The 1,474-nt window shown below is 53.7% G+C and carries 1 protein-coding gene; it reads left to right on the forward strand.

Features of this window, described 5'->3' with window-relative positions; translation table 11 throughout:
- The first annotated feature begins 63 nt into the window (after positions 1-63).
- Positions 64-1,368: a dihydroxy-acid dehydratase gene (locus AC2T28_RS24900; RefSeq protein WP_486751293.1), complete on the forward strand. Its 1,305-nt coding sequence runs from the start codon at positions 64-66 to the stop codon at positions 1,366-1,368.
- The last annotated feature ends 106 nt before the right edge of the window (positions 1,369-1,474 follow it).

Consider the following 1,474-nt stretch of genomic DNA (forward strand, 5'->3'; position numbering starts at 1 on the left):
TCAGTGGTTACGATGAGCCAAGAACTCTCTCTTATCAAATACGGCTATTTGGACCCATAAGCGCTGACGTCAGACAGCGTACAGCTTGTCACGGGTCCGATGATGACGGGTCGCTACAAAGGCGAGCGCCTTGGTGCCTGCACGGATTGTCGGCGGTTCTGGGGGAAATACAGGGCTGGCGAAGTGTCTGGCGAAGAAATCGCCGAGATTGAAGGGCGGTTGGCAACAACTGCGGGAACCTGCGCAGTGATGGGTACCGCAAGCACAATGGCCTGCATTGCCGAGACCCTGGGGATGTCATTGCCTGGTACTGCTGCCATTCCAGCAGTGCATGCTGATCGACTGGTGGCGGCAGAAGAAAGCGGCAGACTTGCGGTTAGTCTCATTCAAAACCCTCGTTTGCCAAGCGAGATCATCACTGAGAAATCAGTAGAGAATGCTTTTCGCGTGTTGATGGCGGTCAGCGGGTCGACAAATGCGATTGTGCACCTGACTGCGGTTGCCGGACGCTTGGGTATTCGGATTTCGCCAGAGCGTCTCAACCAAATTTCTGATGAAACGCCTGTTCTTGTGGACCTCAAGCCGGTTGGTGAAGGGTATATGGAAGATTTCTATGCTGCTGGCGGCGTTGGGGCCGTGCTGCGTGAGATCCGCCATCTGCTGCACCTTGATACAGTGGATGTAACCGGTCAAACGCTGGCCGAACGTCTTGAGGACGAGCCTGAATGGGTTGATCGTCGTGTCATCCGTGCCTTTGACGATCCGGTTTCCAACGAAGGCGGTTTGATCAGTCTTTTTGGCAACATTGCACCACAAGGTGCGATCTTTAAACGCGCAGCTGCAACGCCGGAGCTTTTTGAAGTCGAAGGTCGCGCAGTTGTCTTTGAGAGCCTCGAGGACCTCGCACAGCGTGTTGACGATCCCGACCTAGATATAGAAGCCAACGACATCATGGTCTTGAAAAACGCAGGACCCGTTTCAGCTGGAATGCCTGAGGCAGGCTATCTACCGATCCCCAAAAAACTGGCCAAGAAAGGTGTGAAAGACATCGTTCGAATTTCTGATGCACGGATGTCGGGCACCGCTTTTGGGACGATAGTGCTCCACATGTCACCGGAAGCAGGGGTGGGCGGGCCACTGGCTGCCGTCCGGAATGGAGACCGGATCCGGCTCTCCGTATCAGAGAAACGGATCGATCTGCTGGTGGATGACGCCGAAATTGCACATCGACTGGAAACACACACTGAACCTGAACTTGCCAACCGTGGCTATCGGGGCCTTTACAGTCGGACTGTTCTGCAAGCCGACGAAGGCTGTGATTTCGATTTCCTTACCCACGAAGGTTGGTCAAAAGAGAGCAAAGCATGAACCTTTTTACAAAACTAGAAGAACGCGCCCTGTCTGACGTCAGCGCTTATGGGTCCAAATAGCCGTATTTGATAAGAGAGAGTTCTTGGCTCATCGTAACCACTGA

This window comes from Parasedimentitalea nitratireducens, assembly GCF_057444295.1.